We start from the raw sequence: 17,268 nt of genomic DNA on the forward strand, positions 1-17,268 counted from the left end.
TGCCCTCTACCGCTGTTGGGTGGACGTTAGTCCGGCCCCGGCGGGCAGATCTGGGTAGGCTCGCGGACGAACCGGCGCACCCGACTCCCAGGAGAGACAAGCCATGGCAGGCGACTGGAACACCCAGATCATCGAGGAATTTCGCGCCAACCAGGGCAAGGTCGGCGGCCCCTTCGCCGGTCGCGAATTGCTGTTGCTGACCAGCACCGGCGCGAAGTCGGGTCGCCCGCGCACCAATCCGCTCGCGTTCGTTCGCGACGGCGACGACATCGTGGTGATCGCCTCCAAAGCGGGCGCTCCGACCAATCCCGACTGGTTCCACAACGTCCGGGCGAACCCGGAGGTCACGCTCGAGATCGGCACCGAGACCCTGGCGGCGACCGCGACTCCGGTCACCGAAGGCGCGGAGCGCGACCGTCTCTACGCCGCCATGGTCGAGGTGATGCCCGGCTTCGCCGAATACCAGGAGAAGACCGACCGGGTGATTCCCGTCGTCAAGCTGACGCCGCACTGAGCGGAGCTGGGGCGGCGCCGTTCCCGATCGTGGCCGAACCGAAGCGTCAGCCTGCCGTGATTCCGGTGATCAGCGTTTGATCCGTGCCGGTACGGGTCGTGATGAACTGCGTGAAGGTGTTCGCCTCCTCGCCGGGGAACTGCTGCGTCAAGCGGACCTCCCACCGTGCCTGGCCGTCGGGGCCGTCCCCGGCCCGGGAAATCTGCACGCAGTATCGGGTGCCCGCAGGCACCTGGTTGATGCCGCGCTGGATCTGGTCGGCGGGCGATACCGCCGCGTCGGGGGCGACCACCGCGCGAGCCCGGTACCCGGATCGTTCGGCGTAGTAGGCGTACTCGAAGGCGAAGATGGCGTCGGGGCCGTTGCCGGTGCCGCCCGGATCGGTGCCGGAGACGACGTCGGCGGTGCGTTTCTGCTCGCATCCCGGCGTGGCGATGGCCCACGGCGGCCTGACCCGTGAGGTGGACGTCGAGGTGGTCGGCGCGGGTCCGGCCGCGCGCGGCGGTGATGTCGCCGCCGCTGTGCGCGAATTCGCCTCGGAGCCATAGATCATGGCCAGGCCGATCGAGACGGTGGCGATCACGATGGCGAGCACGATCAAGACCGTCAGCGAGCGGTTGCCGCGTTGCTGTTCGGTGCGCCGCGGGTGGCGCACCGGGGTGCCGGGATGAATGCCGGATCGGTTGACGATGACGGGCGCCGTGACGTGGCCGTCCTCGGGCTCGGCCTGCACCGGCTCGGTGGGTGCGCCGCGCTGCTGCGGGGCAACGGGTTGCGGCGGTCGCACAGCGGCGGGCGCGGGTTCGAGCCATTGCTCCCACTCGCCGAGGCGCGGCCGGGTGTCTTGCCGCTCCGGCGGGCGCGGTGGCTCCTGCGCCTCGTACTGCGGCTCACGACGACGAACCTGCTTGCGCCGGCCGGGTGAACGACGTCGTTTGGACGGCTTGCCTGCCGGAATGCGCAGCATCGGCAGACCCGTGTCGAACGGATTGGCCTGGCTCGCGCCCTGACTGGGATGCTCCCGGTCAGGGGGCGTCATCGTCGAATTCGCCCAGCACCGGTACGACCGCTGTCACGGCGGACGGGATGGTCACGCCGAGTTGTCCGTCGCGCGGCTTGTGCTCCTGGTCTTCGCCGCCCGGCGGCGGAGCGGGCGGTACCACCATGCCGCCGGTCGGGCCGGGATGAGCGGGATGGTCCGGGCTGCTCGCGGGCGCGGGTGGCGCGGAGTCGACGGCGGGCGGCGCGACCGCGGGCGCGGGCCTGCTCTCCGGCTTCGGCGCATCCGCTCGCGCGGCGGGCGACGAATTGCCGGGCGGGATCGGCGAACCCGGGCCGCTGGTCGACGACTTGTGCTCCGGCGATCCGCCGAAGTCGAACAACTTCGAGGAATTCTTCGAGTCGTCGCCGGTCGTGCCGGAGTTGGTGGTGGAGCCCGGGTTGATCAGTTCCGGGATCGCCTTGTCCGCGGCCGCGGCGACGGTGTCGATGCCGTGGATGCCGACCTCGGCGATCTTGTCGATGATGTGTGTGCCGATGTCGACGCCCGCGTTGATGGCCGTGGTGCCGAGGTCCACCCCCGCGGAGATGAGCTGCTGCTGCAATTGCAGTTGCGCGACCATGGCCGGGTCCATGGGCTGTGTGGTGGCGGGTGTCGTGGTGCCGGGCACGACTTGCCCGGTGCTACCGGGATAGACGGCTTGCCCCTGGCTGACACCGGACGGCGTGGTGACCGTGAGCGGTCCCATCTCGTCGAGTTTCCTGGTGTGGTCGTCCATTTCGGTGCGCGCGGCCGTCACGGTGGTGAGCGCGTCGCGCAGCGCCTGGGTGGCGCGGGTGATGACGGCGTCGGTCTCCGGTGCGGAGGTCGCGTTGTCCAGGATCTCCCGCGCGTCGCGCCGGAAGTCGGCGATGATCTGGTCGACGCGCCGCGCCGCGCGCCCGGAGGTGGCGTGCGCGTCGGCGAGAACGGACAGGTAGGCCGGACCTCGGTCGGAGATGTCGCCGATCTGGGTCTGCGTGGTGCGCATCGCGGGCACCGCGCTGTCGGCGGCCTGGGAGGTCCAGGTCGATTCCAGTGCGTGCAGCCCTTCGCGGTGCGGGCCTTCGGTGTCGGCCGCCTGGGCGGAGGCGGCCGAGAGCGCCCCGGTCGCGGCCGCGCTCGGCACGCCGACACCGGTGCCGAGTGCGGATCGCAGCGTCAGCAGTGGCTTGACCAGCGCGGCGACGATCGGCGGATCGACGCCAGGTTCGGTGCTCACCGGCCTGGTGGTCTCGGCGGCGGGCTGGGTGGTGTGGGCGCGTTTGCGCAGTCCCATCAGGCTTCTCATGCCGGTGCCTCTCCGGACCGCGTGATCGCGCTCGCCGTCGCGGCGTCGACATCCTGCGCGTTCTCGCTGTAACCGCGCAGCACCCGGCCGTATGCGCTGACCAGCTGTCCGGCCGTCGACAACGCTTCGGCGTGTTCGGACACGGCCGCGGAGAAGCGCGCCGCGAATTCCGCGCCGACGACGCCGAGATCGGCGGCCAGCCGTTCCGGATCCACCGCGCCGGAGGCGACCGTGGCCGCCGACGCCAATTGTTCGGACACCGCGTCCGCGATCGCGGTGTAGGCGGCCACCGCCGCCGGGTCGAGCCTGAGCGTATCCACTGTTCCCCTCCCGGATCCCAGTCTGTCGCTACCGCGCCATGATTCACCGCCAAGGGTACTGTGCCGAAGCCCCGCCATGCGCCTGTTCCTCGGTGGTCGGTTTCGCGCACGGGCCACTCTTTCGCGTGTCGGATACTCCGCGCGGCGCGGGCGCCATCTCGAAGCGTCCGCGGGCGCGTCCTGGCGCGGCGGCCGACATCCCTGTTCATGAGCCCTCCTGCGCCCCTTGCCGATCCGGCCGCGGTGGCGTCCACCTGAGCGAACGCGTGCGTGTCGAGATTGTTATTCGGAACAACAAATTAGCTGTTGTGCGCTGCGTCACAGTCCAATATGTTGCTGTGAACAACATTTGATCCACTCCGACCGGCCGGGGCATCGTCCCGGCCGGTGATGAAAGGCCCACTTATGCGTAAGGGCATCTTCAGCGCCGCCGCGCTGTCGTTCGCGCTCCTGGCCGCCACGCTCACCGCGTGCGGCGACTCCGGGGACTCCGGCGGCAAAACCCAGATCGGCGTGATCCTTCCGGACAGCAAGACCTCCGCCCGCTGGGAGACGGCGGACCGCAAGTACCTGCAACAGGCGTTCGAAGCCGCTGGCGTCAAGGCCGATATCCAGAACGCCCAGGGCGACAAGAACGCCTTCCAGACCATCGCCGACCAGATGATCACCAACGGCGTCTCGGTACTGGTGATGACCAACCTGGACAGCGGCACCGGCAAAGCGGTGATCCAGAAGGCGAAGTCGCAGGGCGTCACCGTGATCGACTACGACCGGCTCACCTTGGGCGGCGGCGCGCAGTATTACGTCTCCTTCGACAATGTGAAGGTCGGCAGGCTGCTCGGTGCGGGAGTCGCGCAGTGCCTGACCGATCACAACGCGGTGCGCCCGGTGGTCGCGTACCTGAACGGCGGACCGACCGACAACAACGCCGCCCTGCTGAAGACCGGCTACGACGGTGTGCTGAAGCCACGATTCGACGCGGGCCAGTACGTCAAGGGCCCCGACCAGGCTGTCCCCGAGTGGGACAACACGACAGCGGGCACCATCTTCGAGCAGATGCTCACCGGCAGGCCGGATATCGGAGGCGTCGTCGCGGCCAACGACGGATTGGCCAACGCCGCGATCGCGGTGCTGAAGAAGCAGAAGCTCAACGGTCAGGTGCCGGTCAGCGGGCAGGACGCCACGGTGCAGGGACTGCAGAATGTGCTGGCGGGCGACCAGTGCATGACCGTCTACAAGGCGATCCAGAAAGAGGCCGACGCGACCGCGAAACTGGCGGTGGGCCTGGTGAAGGGGGAACCCGGCACGACCAACGGCACCGTGCGCGATCCGGAGTCGAACGCCGACGTGCCGTCGGTGCTGCTGGAACCGAAGGCCATCTACCCGCGCAACGTCAAGGACGTGGTGGCCGACGGCTATGTCACCAAGACCGAGCTGTGCACCGGCGAGTTCGCGAAACTCTGCGCGGACAACGGGATCTGATATCGCACGCCCCTTCCGCGGTTCGATGAGGGGATTGCGGAAGGGGCTCCATCCTTCGGAGGAGCCACCCCATGTCCGAACTGCCGGTCATCGAATTACGCGGATTAGAGAAAAGTTTCGGTCCGGTCCACGTCCTGCACGAGGTCACCTTCAGCGCCTTCCCCGGCGAAGTGACCGCACTTGTCGGCGACAACGGCGCGGGCAAGTCCACGCTGGTCAAATGCATCGGCGGCACCCATCCGATCGATGCGGGCGAGTTCCTCTTCGATGGCGCGCCGGTGCAGGTGCACAGCCCGCGCGACGCGGCGGCGCTGGGCATCGAGATCGTCTACCAGGACCTCGCGCTCTGCGACAACCTCGACATCGTCCAGAACATGTTCCTCGGCCGGGAGCGCAAGCGCGGTCTCGTGCTCGACGAGTACGCGATGGAGGAACTGGCCGAGAAGACGTTGGCGAGCCTGTCGGTGCGCACCGTCAAGTCGGTCCGGCAGCAGGTCGCCAGCCTGTCCGGCGGCCAGCGCCAGACGGTGGCCATCGCGAAAGCCGTGCTGTGGAACAGCAAAGTGGTGATCCTGGACGAGCCGACGGCCGCGCTGGGCGTCGCGCAGACCCAGCAGGTGCTCGAACTGGTCCGCAAGCTCGCCGACCAGGGCCTGGCGGTGGTGCTGATCTCGCACAACATGAACGACGTCTTCGCGGTGTCCGACCGGATCGCCGCACTCTATCTCGGCCGGATGGCCGCCCAGGTACGAACCTCCGACGTGACGCACGCGCAGGTCGTCGAATTGATCACGGCAGGCCGTAGCGGCGCGCTCGGCCTCGAGGCGAGCGGAGCGACCCGATGACCGCGGTGACCACCGAGCGGCGACCGGTGGCGGCGCAGGTGACCGACCTGATGAGCGACTACGTCGGCCGCGTGCGCGGCGGCGACATGGGGGCGTTGCCCTCGGTGATCGCGCTCGTCGTCCTGTCGGCCGTCTTCTGGGCGGCGCGCCCGGTCTTCATGTCCGAGGCCAATTTCGCCAATCTGTTCACCCAGGGCGCGGCGATCGCGGTGATCGCGATGGGATTGATCTTCGTGCTGCTGCTGGGGGAGATCGACCTGTCGGCCGGGTTCACCAGCGGGGTCTGCGCCGCCGTGCTCGCGGTGCTGCTCACCGACGAAGGGTGGCCGTGGTATTCGGCGGTGCTGGTCTCGTTGCTCACCGGGATGGTGATCGGACTGGTGATCGGCACGGTCGTGGTGAAGATCGGGATCCCGTCGTTCGTGGTGACGCTGGCGGCATTCCTCGCGTTGCAGGGCGTGGCGCTGAAGATCATGGACAACGGCCGCAACATCTCCATCCGCGACGAGACGATCGTCGCCATCGCGAACAAGAACGTGCCGCCCTTGCTCGGCTGGGCGCTGTACGCGGCACTGGTCACGGGTTTCGCCCTCGTGCAATACCGGAAGTGGCGGGCGCGCACGAAACTCGGGCTCACCGGCACGACGGCGCGTGTGGTCGTGGTGCGAGTCGTGCTGCTGGCGCTCGTGGCCGGCGCGGCGGTGCTGGTGCTCAACGGCGAGCGCAGCCGCAATCCCGCGGTGCACTCGCTGACGGGGATGCCCATCGTGGTGCCGATGATCGCCGCGCTGTTGCTGCTGTGGACGTTCGTGCTGGACCGCACCGCGTTCGGGCGGCACGTCTACGCCGTCGGCGGCAACGCGGAGGCCGCCCGGCGCGCGGGCATCGCGGTGGATCGAGTGAAGATCACCGCCTTCGTGCTGTGTTCGACGATGGCGGCGGTGGGCGGACTGATCGCTGCCTCGCGCGCCAACTCCGTCGACCCGAACACCGGCGGCAGCGACGTGCTGCTCACCGCGGTCGGCGCGGCGGTGATCGGCGGCACCAGTCTCTTCGGCGGCCGCGGGCGGATGCTGGACGCGGTGCTCGGCGCCGCGGTGGTCGCCGTGATCAACAACGGCATGGGGCTGATGGGCTACAGCGCGGGCACGAAATTCGTTGTGACAGGATTTGTGCTGCTCTTGGCGGCCGGAGTGGACGCCCTCTCCCGTAAGCGTGCGCTCCCGCGGCGATGAATCCCAGCCCTGTGACGAAAGCCCGGTGAATGCGAGCAGCACCTTCGCCCGATGAGATCCGCACGCGCAACCTCGCCGCGCTGCTGCGGCACGTCCACCGTGACGGGGCGGTGTCGCGTGCCGCGCTCGCCGAGCGAATGGGATTGAATCGCAGCACGATTCTCGCGCTCACCACGGATCTGGCGGCGGCGGGCCTGGTCAGCGAGGAATTGCCGGGCCAGACCGGACGGGCGGGCAGGCCGTCGCTGGTGGTGCGTCCGCAGGCCGAGCGGGTCTACGTCGTCGCGCTGGACGTCGGCGCGGACCGGCTCGCCGCCGCACGCGTCGGACTGGGCGGGTCGGTGCTCGAGCGCACCGCGACCGCCCGTCCCGGCGGCGCGTTCGACCCGGACGACGTGATCGCCGCGCTCGCGGCGATGGCGCGGGAGATGATCGCGGCGGCCGCTCCGGACGCTCGGTGCGTCGGCGTCGGGGTCGCGTTCTGCGGCATGGTCCGCGAGGCGGACGGCGTCGTGCGGTACGGGCCGAATCTCGGCTGGGTGGACGTCGCGTTCGGCGCCGAGCTGACGCGGGAACTCGCACTCGGCCTCCGCGTCGCGGTCGGCAACAACGCCAACCTCGGCGCGCTGGCCGAACGCGAACGCGGTGTGGGCGAAGGCTTGGCGAACCTGATCTACCTGCACGGTGATGTCGGCATCGGCGGCGGCATCATCATGAATGGCGAATTGCTCGGCGGGGAAGGCGGTTACGGCGGGGAAGTCGGGCACATGATCGTGAATCCCGGTGGGCGGCCGTGCGCCTGCGGTTCCCGCGGCTGCCTCGAGGCCGAAGCGGGTGAACTCGGGTTGATCGCCGCGGCGGGACGGACCGATCCGGCGGGACAGGCGGCGGTCGACGCGATCGTCGAGTCCGCCGCCCGTGGCGACGCGGTGGCCCGCGACGCGCTGCACCAGGTCGGTGAATGGCTCGGCTACGGCGTCGCCAATCTGGTGAACATCTTCAATCCGTCGATGGTGGTGTTCGGTGGCGTGCTGCGGGAGATCTATCTGGCCTCGGCGGCCCAGGTGCGCAGCCGCGTCGCGGTGAACGGCCTGCAAGCCGTCCGCGAGCGGGTCAGGTTGCGCACCAGCGCGCTGGCGGGCGACGCGACCTTGATCGGAGCCGCGGAACTGGCCTTCACCGACGTGCTCACCGATCCGTTGCAGACCTTGTCCCGCAAGCAGGCCGCGCGCGCTTGACGGGTTCAGGCGGCGCCCGCCGCGCTGAACTCCGACAGGTGGGCGGTGAGCAGTCGTACCCGCACCCGCTGTTCCTCGGTGGTTTCCTCGGGGTGGTGGATCTCTATGCTCAGCCGGTCGTCGAAGGTGCTGATGATGATGGTGCCGCTCGGCTGCTGGAGCCGGTGCCCGGTCTTGTCGGGCTTGCCGAGCATGATCGAGCGGAAGTCGGTGATCCGCAACTCGTCCGGCACCCTAGGCCTGCGCACTCGTCCCCAATTGGTGGCCAGCACGATTCCCGGTGCGCGCGGCGGGGGACCGGCGGCGATCTCGGGTATGTGCAGTGGGGTCTGCTGCACGATGCCGGTGTCCAGGCCGGCGCGCAGCGTGTCGCTGATGCCGCGGGCCAGTTCGACCAGTGTCGTGCCGGTCCGCGGCGCGGGGATGAAATTCGCGAAGCCGAGCACGTTGGTGCCTTCGGTCATCCCGATCGGCGGGGACACCCGGGTACGCAGGTCGACCGAGTAGGTGTAGGCCAGCTCGGTCAGCGGCAATCCGCGCAGCTCGGCCTCGGTGAGCAGGATCGCGGCCGAGGCGAGACCGTTGATCGTGGTGTGCTCCCGGTGCCCGAGTTCGATCAGCGCGGTGGTCTGCTGCCGGGTCAGTCTGCAGCGCGCGGTGCGCGGGACGAGGTAATCGGGATCGTCCGGGCCGGAGTAGCTCCGAGCGACGCCCACCGGGCGGTGCGGCATGACCGGTGTGTCGATCTTCCGCACGCCGCGCTCGCGCAGCAGGTCCTCCACCGACCGCGGGAAGCCGTGCGGCGGCAGTTCGGCGGATCGCCTCTCGGTGCGGTCGGTGTAGCACGACCACAGCTCGCCGAACACGGCCAGCGAATGATAGGCATCCGCGACGCTGTGGTGGGTCACCAACGTGATTCCGGCGGTATCGCCGTCCCGCACCACGCACAGCGAGGAGAGCGCTCTGCGCTGGTCCAGCCTGGCTCCGGTGAGCAACCGCTCGGGATCGCCCGCGGCGACCGTCAGCTCCGGTGTGGCGCCGTGGGATTCGAGCAGCAGGTGGCCGCCGCGGCCGTCCGGCTCGAGGTGGGCGCCGAGGATGGGACGGGAGCGAACCACGGCTTCGAACGCCGCCGACAGCGCGGCGAGATCCAACCGACCCGCGACCCGAATCGAGTAGCCGACGAGTACTTCGCTGTTGGCGAAGATCGCCTCGCTCGGCGCCAGCGGGCGGATGACGGTTGCTGCGGTCATGTCGCTTCCTTCACCTGAGCCTGTCCAGAGGCTAGCCCGAAGCCCGGACGCGCCAGGCTTTTTCGGCAGCATCGTGTGTTTCCTGTATCGGGCGGCCGTTGGCCGCTGTTTCGCGTCGTTGTCACAACGACACCTTGTTCGGGTCCGGTCGTCCGACCCCGCAGCTCGCGGTTAGCCAGCGGCCCCTAGAGTGATACTCTAGAGTCCTGCTCTAGAGGAGGCTGCCATGACCGAACTCGTCACCTACCGGCTGGACGGCGGCGTCGCCACGATCACGCTGGACGACGGCAAGGCGAATGTGATGTCCGAGAACATGCTCGGCGCCATCGCCGCCGCCCTGGACCGGGCCGAGGCGGACCGGGCGGTCGTCCTGTTGACCGGCCGCGCGCGCGTTTTCTCCGCCGGCTACGACCTGGCGACGTTCTCCCGATCCGCCGACGACATCCGCCGCACCTTGCGTGCCGGCGGCAACCTGGTGCACCGGCTGCTCGGCTTCCCGTATCCCGTCGTGGCGGCATGCCCTGGGCATGCCATCGCCCAAGGCGCGTTCACGCTGCTGGCCACGGACGTACGGTTCGGCGTAGCGGGGGATTTCAAGCTGGGTCTCAACGAGGTCGCGATCGGGCTGACCATTCCGCACTACGGTGTGGAGCTGGCGCGGCACCGGCTCACCGCGCCTGGCTTCGACCGGGCGGCGAACACCGGGATCCTGGTCTCGCCCGAAGAAGCCAGAGAACTGGGCTTTCTCGACGTGCTCACCACCGATGCCGATGACCTGCGCACGCGCGCGACGGCCGAAGCGCACCGGTTGACCGGAATCGACTTCGCGGCGCACACGGGTACGAAGCTGCGTGTGCGCGCTCAGGTGCTCGCCGCGGTCCGTTCCGGCATCGATGCCGAGTTCGGCGGGTAGCTCGCCGTGCGCACCCGCGAGCGCATTCTGGCCGAAGCCACGGAACAGCTCCTGGCCAAGGGGTATGCGTCGTTCACGGTGGCCGGTGTGCGGGATCGGCTCGGTTTGTCCAGCGGCAGCATGTTCCACGCGTTCGGTTCGAAAGCCGAATTGGCCGCCGCGGTCTATGTCTCCGGGATGCTCGACTACCAGCGGACGATGCTGGCGTGCCTCGATGCGCCGGATGTCGGCGCCGAGCAAGCGATCCGCGCGATGCTCGCGGCTCATCTCGGCTGGGTGGAAGACCGTCGCGACCTGGCCCGGTTCCTGTTCGCCACCTTGCCGGACGAGGTGACCGGCTTCGCGGAACCAGAACTCGCCCAGCACAATCGGGTCTTCTTCGATGCGCTGGCACGCCGGTATCGAGAGCTGCTCGGAACCGCGGAACCGGGTGGCGGCGGCTATCCGATGGCCCATGCGATCTGCGCCGGACCGGCGCAGGAGTACTGCAGGCAATGGGTGCGCGGACGTGTCACGGCGCGACCGCGCACGCTGACGGCGATCTTTCAAGAGGCCGCCATCGCCGCCCTCGCCACGCTGACTCGCTAGGCGGCGGCCGCCGTAGGCCAACCGGCGCAGCGGGTTCGGGTGCGATGCGGCGAACACCGCGTTTGCCACGGCTTCGGCCGAGTGGCGCGTCCCGCCTCGGCGAGCCCGAGATGTGCAGCCGTCGATGACACCGAACCGCCGGTCGGTCTCGCGTGCAGTCGGACCGCGCCGGGCGGCGGGGAGTCGGGAGCATCGGGGCCCGTCGATGCGCCGCGAATCGGTTGCGGAACGGCGACGGGTGATCAACAGTGGTTGTCGAGTTTCGGTGCTGCGACGGGAGGCCACCATGGACCGTACGGACGTCGTTGTCGTCGGTGCGGGATATGCCGGGCTGTGCGCGGCGCGGGCGTTGCGAGCGGTAGGCCGGGATGTCGTCGTCCTGGAGGCGAGCGATCGCGTCGGCGGTCGCACCCGGACCGCGCGGGTCGGCGCCGGATGGGCCGTCGACCTCGGCGGCCAGTGGATCTCGGGCGCGCACACGCGATTCGCCGCGCTGGCCGAAGAGTACGGGGCCGCGACGTACCCACCGCCGGAAGGAGTCGACCTGCTGGTCGAGGGCGTGGTCCGGCGGCGCTTCACCGGAGCCCGCCCACCGCTTCCGACGTTCGTCCTCGTCGTGCTCGCCCAGGCGATGTGGCGGCTGGAACGGATGGCCGCACGGGTGGATCTCACGCGGCCATGGGCCGCGCCGGGCGCCGATCGGCTGGACGCGATGACGGCGGCCACCTGGTTGCGCCGGAATCTGCCGGAGCGGCGGGCGCGGAACCTGGCCGAGGTGATGATCGGCGAGGAGTTGTGCGTTGACGTCGGCAGCATCTCGATGCTCGGTCTGCTCACCACGATCCGTTCGGCGGGCGGCGTCGAGGCCGGAGTCGCCGCCGAGACGGTGAACCGCCTGTTCGTCGACGGCGCCGACGGGCCCGCGCTGGCCGTCGCCGCCGAACTGGGGGACGCGGTGCGTCTCGGTGTGCCGGTGACGCGTATCCGCAGGCGAGCGGATGGCGTTGTGGTGAGTGCCGACTCCGGTGACGTGCACGCCGAGCACGTGATCGTGGCGGTGCCGCCCACCCTCGCCGGACGTATCGCCTACGATCCGCCGCTGCCCGCCGCGCGCGACCAATTGACCCAGCGCATGCCGATGGGCTCGGTGCTGAAAGCGTTCGCGGTCTACGAGCGGCCGTTCTGGCGGGACGACCTGCTCACCGGCCAATCGCTGAACCTGCACGATCCGGTGCCGGTCACCTTCGACGCGACCCGGCCCGGCGGTCCGGGCGTACTCGGCGCGCTGGTGCCCGGCCGGGCCGCTCAGCGGCTCGCCGCCCTGCCCCCGGCCGAGCGTCGCGCCATGATCATCGGTTCGCTCGTCCGAGCCTTCGGGCACGCCGCCCGCGAGCCGATCGAGTGGCACGAGAAGGTATGGGCGGACGATCCGTACACGCGCGGCGGCTACGGGGCCTTCTTCCCCCCGGGCGTCCTGACCACCGCGGGCTCCGCGCTGCGCGACCCGGTCGGTGCGATCCACTGGGCCGGAAGCGAAACCGCGACGGAGTGGTCGGGCTACATCGAGGGAGCGATCCGCTCGGGCGAGCGCGCGGCCGCCGAAGTGCTCGCGTCCGATCGCTCCACGGCCACGGCGTGATTGCCGCGGTGTTGCTGGAACGCTGGCTCTGACCCAGCCGAGGGCTCACAATGGAGAGGTGTTCCAGCGGATCGTGGTGGGCTACGACGATTCACCCGGCGCCAGGGCCGCCTTGACGATGGCGCTCGAGTTGGCGACGGTGCACCACGCCACGCTCACGGTCGTCGCGGTCGAGGAGTACCTGCCGCACTACGGACCGGTGGTCGGCGAGATCGAGGACGAACGCTCGATCGGCGAGGTCACCTGCCGCCGCTGGCTCACCACGGCGGCCGAGACCGCCGAACAGCACGGCATAGCGGTGCGGGCCGAGGTGCGGGCGGGTCAGGCCGCGCGCGAACTGGCCACGGCCGCCGCCGATCACGATGCCGACCTGCTGGTGCTGGGGCGCACCGGGCACTCGGGCATCTGGGGACGGTTCATGGGCAGCACCGCGGAGAAGGCCGCCCGGCACGTCGGTTGCTCGGTTCTCGTCGCGCACGACGGCGACGCAGGGGCCGAGCGCCGGTGAGCGCGGCGGCAGTGGTGCCCGGCGGTGGCGCCGCCGCGGACGGTCGGGTAGAAGATCTGCGTGGCGGGTGAACTGACCGAGGAACCGACCGGCATCGCCGATCGCGCGGCCGGCCGCGCTCGCCGGTGGGAATTCTGGCGTACCCACGGCCCGGTATCGGTCGTCGTCGCCTTCGGCGGGGCGCTCGGCGCGCTCGCCCGCTACGGCCTGGCGCAGGGGTTGCCCGCTCGCCCCGGGCACTTTCCGCTGGCCACCTTCATCACGAATGTCGCGGGCTGTTTCGCGATCGGAGTGCTCATGGTCGCGGTAACCGAGATCTGGGCTGCTCATCGGTTGCTGCGTCCCTTTCTCGGAGTGGGTGTGCTGGGCGGGTTCACCACCTTCTCCACCTATGTCAACGAGATCCGCGCCCTACTGCGGCCCGGCACGATCGTCGTCGCGGCCGGTTACCTCGCGGGCACGCTGATCTGCGCCCTGTCGGCGACCCTCGCCGCCATGTGGCTCACCAGGGCGGGATACGAACGTCTGCGACGCGCGCGAAAGGCGGCTCGATGACGGTGTTGCTGGTCCTGGTGGGCGGCGCGATCGGCGCACCGCTGCGGTATCTCATCGATCGCGTGGTGCAGGATCGCCGCGACAGCCTGTTCCCGTGGGGCACCTTCGTGGTCAACCTGATCGGGTGTCTCGTCCTCGGCGCCCTCAGCGGAGCGGGATCGGCGCTGTCCTCGCCGCTTTTCCTGCTGCTCGGCACCGGGTTCTGCGGAGCGCTGACCACGTACAGCACGTTCAGCTACGAAACCGTGCGACTGGCCGAGCGGGCCGCGTATTTCTACGCGGCGATGAACGTGGTCGTCAGTGTCTCCGCGGGGTTGATCGCCACTGTGTCGACTTATGCGTTGGTGCACGCCCTGTTCGGGTGAGGCGTTCCGTCGATTACCTCTGCGACGTGATCCAGCTCACTAGGCTGCTCTGTCGCCCGCCGCTGGTGGTGGGTTAAGCTGACGGAACAGATGCAGATATGCGCATACATCAGATGCGGGAAGGGCTGGGTCGATGGGACACGAACACGGTCACGCGCACGGGCACGCGCTCTCCGGTCAGGCCGATCGCCGGTGGCTGACCATCGCGCTCGCCCTCATCGTCGGCTTCATGTCGGTCGAGGTCGTGATCGGTCTGCTGGCCAACTCGCTGGCCCTGCTGTCCGACGCGGCGCACATGCTCACCGACGCCGCTTCCATTGTCCTCGCGCTCGTCGCGATCCGGCTCGCGGCGCGTCCGGCGAACGGCAAGTACACCTATGGCTACAAACGCGCCGAGATCCTCTCGGCGCAGGCCAACGGCGTCACGCTGCTCGTGCTGGCGGGCTGGCTCACCTACGAGGCCGTGCGCCGCCTGCTGGAGCCGCCCGAGGTGACCGGCGGGCTCGTGCTGGCGACCGCGCTGGCCGGTGTGGTGGTCAACATCGCGGCCACCTGGGCGATCAGCAAGGCCAACCGCGCCAGCCTCAACGTGGAAGGCGCCTTCCAGCATGTGCTCAACGACCTGTACGGGTTCATCGCCACCGCCGTGGCCGGCCTCGTCGTGCTGACCACCGGCTTCGCCAGGGCGGACGCTATCGCCACGCTCATCGTCGTCGCGCTGATGGTCAAGGCGGGGCTCGGGCTGGTACGCGAATCCGGCCGGATCTTCCTGGAGGCCGCTCCCGCGGGCGTCGATCCGGACGCGTTGGGGCGCGGGCTGGTGGGCATCGATGGCGTCGACGAGGTGCACGATCTGCACGTCTGGCAGATCACCTCCGGTGACATCGCGCTGTCGGCGCATGTGCTGGTCCGGCCGGGCGCCGACTGCCACGGCCTGCGCCAGCGGATCGAGCACCTGCTCGACCACGACTACGGCATCACCCACACCACGTTGCAGGTCGACCACTCCCATGCCGTCGCCTCCTCGCCCGCGGTGGACGCGCAGCGCCTGCTGCCGGTGCTGGAGGACCACTGCGACGACGCCCACGGCCCGGTGCACCGCGACCGTCCGTCGTCCGCGGCGAATGTCGTCTGACCCACCGACCGCCACGCCCACGGGCGACGCGAACATCGGATGGCTCAGCGATCCAGGCGGGGGAACGGTCGTTCGGCCTCGATCAGGTAGGCCAGCTCCAGCAGGGTGCGCTCGTTGCCGCGGGTGGCGGCGAACTGTACGCCGATCGGCAGTCCCGCGTCGGTCAGGCCCGCCGGAACCGTGATCGCCGGCGTTCCCGTGATGTTGTTGATCGGCGTGAAGCAGACGTAGGCGCGCAACCGCTCGATGAGTTCGTCGAAAGGCACGGTCGGGCTGAGATAGCCGAGCTCCGGCGTGGTGTGACCGAGCGTGGGGAGCAGCACCGCGTCGTAGGGTCCGAGCGCCCGCTCGTAGGTGGCCGCCGCCGCGCGGAGCCGGTAGAGCGTGAGCGGGGCGTGCAGTGCCCGGCGCAGGAACAAGGCGCGCAGGCCCACGGTCAGGTCGTCCACGCGGCGCGCGTCGAACCGGCGGTCGAGGAACCGGCCCGTCGTGGTGATCGCGGCCGCGAGCAGGCCCCAATAGTGCAGGAAGGCGCTCTCGATCGCGGCGTCGAACGGCAGCGGCACCGGCTCGACCGAATGGCCGGCTGATTCGAGTGTGCGCGCGACATTTTCGACGGCCGCCCGGGTGGGCCCGGCGGCCAGCGGCCCCGCGAGATTGTCGAGCACCAGCGCTACCCGCATGCGCCGGGTCGGGGGACCGTCGACGCGGCCGATCGGCCGGAGCGCGGGATTGCGCCAATACTGTTCGGCCGCAGCGGCGTACGCGGCCGTATCGCGCACCGTCCTGGTCAGCACACCTTCGCTGACGATGTCGACCGGCAGCGTGCGGGCCAGCCCGGACACCACGTGCCGCCCCCGCGTCGGCTTCAAGCCGACCAGGCCCGCGCACGCCGCCGGAATACGGATCGAACCGCCGCCGTCGTTGCCGTGCGCGATCGGGACGACACCCGCCGCCACCAGCGCGGCCGCACCGCCCGACGAGCCGCCCACGGAATGGCCGGTGTGCCACGGGTTGCGCGTTGGCGCGAGATGCGGGGTCTCGCTGCTGGCGTTGAAGCCGAATTCGGGCATGGCGCTCTTGCCGAGCACGGTGAGGCCGGTGCTGAGGAACTGCCGGGTGTAGCCGCTGTGCGCGCGGGCCGGCCGCGCGCGGAACGCGGCCGTGCCCTGATTGGTCGGCATGCCCGCGACGTCCGTGTTGTCCTTGACGAAACTGGGCACGCCGTAGAAGGCGCCGGTCCGCTCGGCGGGCAGCAGCGGCTCCGCGTAGCTCCGGTAGGCGACGGCCGCCAGCTGTTCCACCCGCTCGGCGCGCGCCACCGCGGCGGCGGCGAGTTCGCGCGGCGACACCGCACCGTCGCGTACCAGCGTGGCCAGAGCGACGGCGTCGTGATCACCGAGTGCGTCGTCGGCGAAGGCGTGGACGCGCGAGGGTAGCGGAAGATGAGCGTCGGCGGTCATGACCCGAATCTAATGTGTCCAGCAGGTAGATCGTCCAGAACAGAAAGGACAGCAGGTGGCCGCGACATACCCGGATCCGGTGCCACCGAAGGGCCGAGTCGGCTCGCTGTTGTTCGCTTTGCCGCCCGCGGGCCGGCGGTGGAGCGTGGCGTTGCGTGCCGCGCTCGCGTTCGCCGCTCCCGCCACGATCATCACCGGTCTCGGCCATCCGGAGGCGGCGGTGTTCGTCATGTTCGGCGCCTTCGCCGTGCTCTACGGCGAGGGGCGGCCGTTCCGGGTGCGCGGCCGGGTGGTCCTCGCCGCGGGCTCGGCGCTGCTGGCCGCCTGCGGGGTCGGCGCGGTGGTCGGCAGTCTGCTGGACACCGGGTTCGGGTCATCGCTGCTCATGGTCGTCGTGGTGTCGGCGATCGCGGTCGTGGCCGTGTTCGTCATCGACGCGCTGCGGCTCGGTCCGCCCGGTGCGCTGTTCTTCGCGCTCGTCTGCGCGGGCGCGATGAGAGCCGCCGAGGTCGGGACCTCAGTATTGACGCTGTTGTTCTGCACGGCCTGCGGTGTCGTCGCGTCGATTATCGTCTCGATGGCCGGGGTGCTGCGAGATCGCCGCAAGCCCGAACGGGTGGCGGTCGGCGCTGCGGTCCGGGCGGTCGACGCCTATGTCGCGGCGCGGGAGGCGGGAACGCCCGCTATCGACCTGCGCCACCGGGCGGGAGCCGCGATGGCGGACGCGTGGGCCGCGGTCTACGACGCGGGCCTGCCCTCGGACCCAGGGGAAGCCGAGCTGCTGGCGACCTTGCAGGAGGCGCGGCGCAACCTCGCCGGGCACGCCCCCGACGACGACACCGACGATCTGCTGGTCGATCCGTTGGTCTCGTTCGCCCGCCCGGG

17 protein-coding genes are annotated in these 17,268 nt (G+C 70.0%); 12 read left to right on the forward strand and 5 right to left on the reverse strand.

All coding sequences use genetic code 11. The features are described from left to right. Positions 1-103 precede the first annotated feature (103 nt). On the forward strand, positions 104-514 hold the full coding sequence (locus ACFV2O_RS26930) for a nitroreductase family deazaflavin-dependent oxidoreductase (protein ID WP_355075669.1): 411 nt from the start codon (positions 104-106) through the stop codon (positions 512-514). Positions 515-560: 46 nt separating this feature from the next. Here the strand turns inward: ACFV2O_RS26930 and ACFV2O_RS26935 are convergent, their stop codons facing one another. Genes ACFV2O_RS26935 through ACFV2O_RS26945 form a run of 3 tightly spaced genes read right to left on the reverse strand, consistent with a single transcriptional unit; the run spans position 561 to position 3,164 of the window. Continuing rightward, positions 561-1,553, reverse strand: a complete 993-nt coding sequence (locus ACFV2O_RS26935) for a hypothetical protein (RefSeq protein ID WP_379254136.1) — start codon at positions 1,551-1,553, stop codon at positions 561-563. Continuing rightward, positions 1,540-2,844, reverse strand: a complete 1,305-nt coding sequence (locus tag ACFV2O_RS26940) for a hypothetical protein (protein ID WP_379254137.1) — start codon at positions 2,842-2,844, stop codon at positions 1,540-1,542. Before ACFV2O_RS26940 ends, ACFV2O_RS26935 begins: the two co-directional genes overlap by 14 nt. After that, complete coding sequence (locus tag ACFV2O_RS26945) at positions 2,841-3,164, reverse strand: hypothetical protein (protein WP_355075675.1); 324 nt, start codon at positions 3,162-3,164, stop codon at positions 2,841-2,843. Before ACFV2O_RS26945 ends, ACFV2O_RS26940 begins: the two co-directional genes overlap by 4 nt. Before the next feature lie 405 nt (positions 3,165-3,569). Here ACFV2O_RS26945 and ACFV2O_RS26950 point away from each other — a divergent pair, with 405 nt between their 5' ends. From ACFV2O_RS26950 to ACFV2O_RS26965, 4 genes are all read left to right on the forward strand, one after another. Continuing rightward, the gene (locus tag ACFV2O_RS26950) at positions 3,570-4,646 is read left to right on the forward strand and encodes a sugar ABC transporter substrate-binding protein (protein WP_379254138.1); all 1,077 of its coding nucleotides are present in this window, start codon (positions 3,570-3,572) and stop codon (positions 4,644-4,646) included. A gap of 71 nt (positions 4,647-4,717) precedes the next feature. Further along, positions 4,718-5,491 carry an ATP-binding cassette domain-containing protein gene (locus tag ACFV2O_RS26955; protein WP_356966957.1) on the forward strand — a complete coding sequence of 258 codons (774 nt, stop codon included), beginning with the start codon at positions 4,718-4,720 and terminating at the stop codon, positions 5,489-5,491. Beyond that, positions 5,488-6,726 (forward strand): sugar ABC transporter permease, encoded by a 1,239-nt coding sequence (locus ACFV2O_RS26960; RefSeq protein ID WP_379254139.1) that lies wholly within the window; start codon positions 5,488-5,490, stop codon positions 6,724-6,726. The genes ACFV2O_RS26955 and ACFV2O_RS26960 overlap by 4 nt, the downstream gene beginning before the upstream one ends. Positions 6,727-6,755: 29 nt before the next feature. Continuing rightward, positions 6,756-7,964 (forward strand): ROK family transcriptional regulator, encoded by a 1,209-nt coding sequence (locus ACFV2O_RS26965; protein ID WP_356966961.1) that lies wholly within the window; start codon positions 6,756-6,758, stop codon positions 7,962-7,964. Between the two features lie 5 nt (positions 7,965-7,969). Here ACFV2O_RS26965 and ACFV2O_RS26970 read toward each other — a convergent pair whose 3' ends face one another. Continuing rightward, positions 7,970-9,217, reverse strand: coding sequence for a hypothetical protein (locus ACFV2O_RS26970; protein WP_379254140.1), 1,248 nt, complete (start codon positions 9,215-9,217; stop codon positions 7,970-7,972). A gap of 226 nt (positions 9,218-9,443) precedes the next feature. Here ACFV2O_RS26970 and ACFV2O_RS26975 point away from each other — a divergent pair, with 226 nt between their 5' ends. The 7 genes from ACFV2O_RS26975 (at position 9,444) to ACFV2O_RS27005 (ending at position 14,920) form a co-directional block, all read left to right on the forward strand. After that, on the forward strand, positions 9,444-10,130 hold the full coding sequence (locus ACFV2O_RS26975; RefSeq protein ID WP_379254141.1) for a crotonase/enoyl-CoA hydratase family protein: 687 nt from the start codon (positions 9,444-9,446) through the stop codon (positions 10,128-10,130). 6 nt (positions 10,131-10,136) lie between these two features. Beyond that, positions 10,137-10,718 (forward strand): TetR/AcrR family transcriptional regulator, encoded by a 582-nt coding sequence (locus ACFV2O_RS26980; protein ID WP_379254142.1) that lies wholly within the window; start codon positions 10,137-10,139, stop codon positions 10,716-10,718. Between the two features lie 286 nt (positions 10,719-11,004). Then, positions 11,005-12,357 (forward strand): flavin monoamine oxidase family protein, encoded by a 1,353-nt coding sequence (locus ACFV2O_RS26985; RefSeq protein WP_355075691.1) that lies wholly within the window; start codon positions 11,005-11,007, stop codon positions 12,355-12,357. Between the two features lie 58 nt (positions 12,358-12,415). Continuing rightward, a complete protein-coding gene (locus ACFV2O_RS26990; protein ID WP_355075693.1) occupies positions 12,416-12,865 on the forward strand; it encodes a universal stress protein in 450 nt (149 codons plus the stop codon). A gap of 60 nt (positions 12,866-12,925) precedes the next feature. Continuing rightward, positions 12,926-13,420, forward strand: coding sequence for a CrcB family protein (locus ACFV2O_RS26995; protein ID WP_355075695.1), 495 nt, complete (start codon positions 12,926-12,928; stop codon positions 13,418-13,420). Next, entirely contained in the window at positions 13,417-13,785 is a 369-nt protein-coding gene (crcB, locus tag ACFV2O_RS27000) for a fluoride efflux transporter CrcB (RefSeq protein ID WP_379254143.1), read from the forward strand. Before ACFV2O_RS26995 ends, crcB begins: the two co-directional genes overlap by 4 nt. 133 nt (positions 13,786-13,918) lie before the next feature. Beyond that, on the forward strand, positions 13,919-14,920 hold the full coding sequence (locus ACFV2O_RS27005; RefSeq protein WP_356966975.1) for a cation diffusion facilitator family transporter: 1,002 nt from the start codon (positions 13,919-13,921) through the stop codon (positions 14,918-14,920). 44 nt (positions 14,921-14,964) lie between these two features. Here ACFV2O_RS27005 and ACFV2O_RS27010 read toward each other — a convergent pair whose 3' ends face one another. After that, positions 14,965-16,383 (reverse strand): amidase, encoded by a 1,419-nt coding sequence (locus ACFV2O_RS27010; RefSeq protein ID WP_356966977.1) that lies wholly within the window; start codon positions 16,381-16,383, stop codon positions 14,965-14,967. Positions 16,384-17,268: the final 885 nt, after the last annotated feature.

Origin of the sequence: Nocardia sp. NPDC059691, from assembly GCF_042733915.1 — a bacterium.
In the GTDB taxonomy this organism is placed as follows: Bacteria; Actinomycetota; Actinomycetes; order Mycobacteriales; family Mycobacteriaceae; genus Nocardia; species Nocardia sichangensis.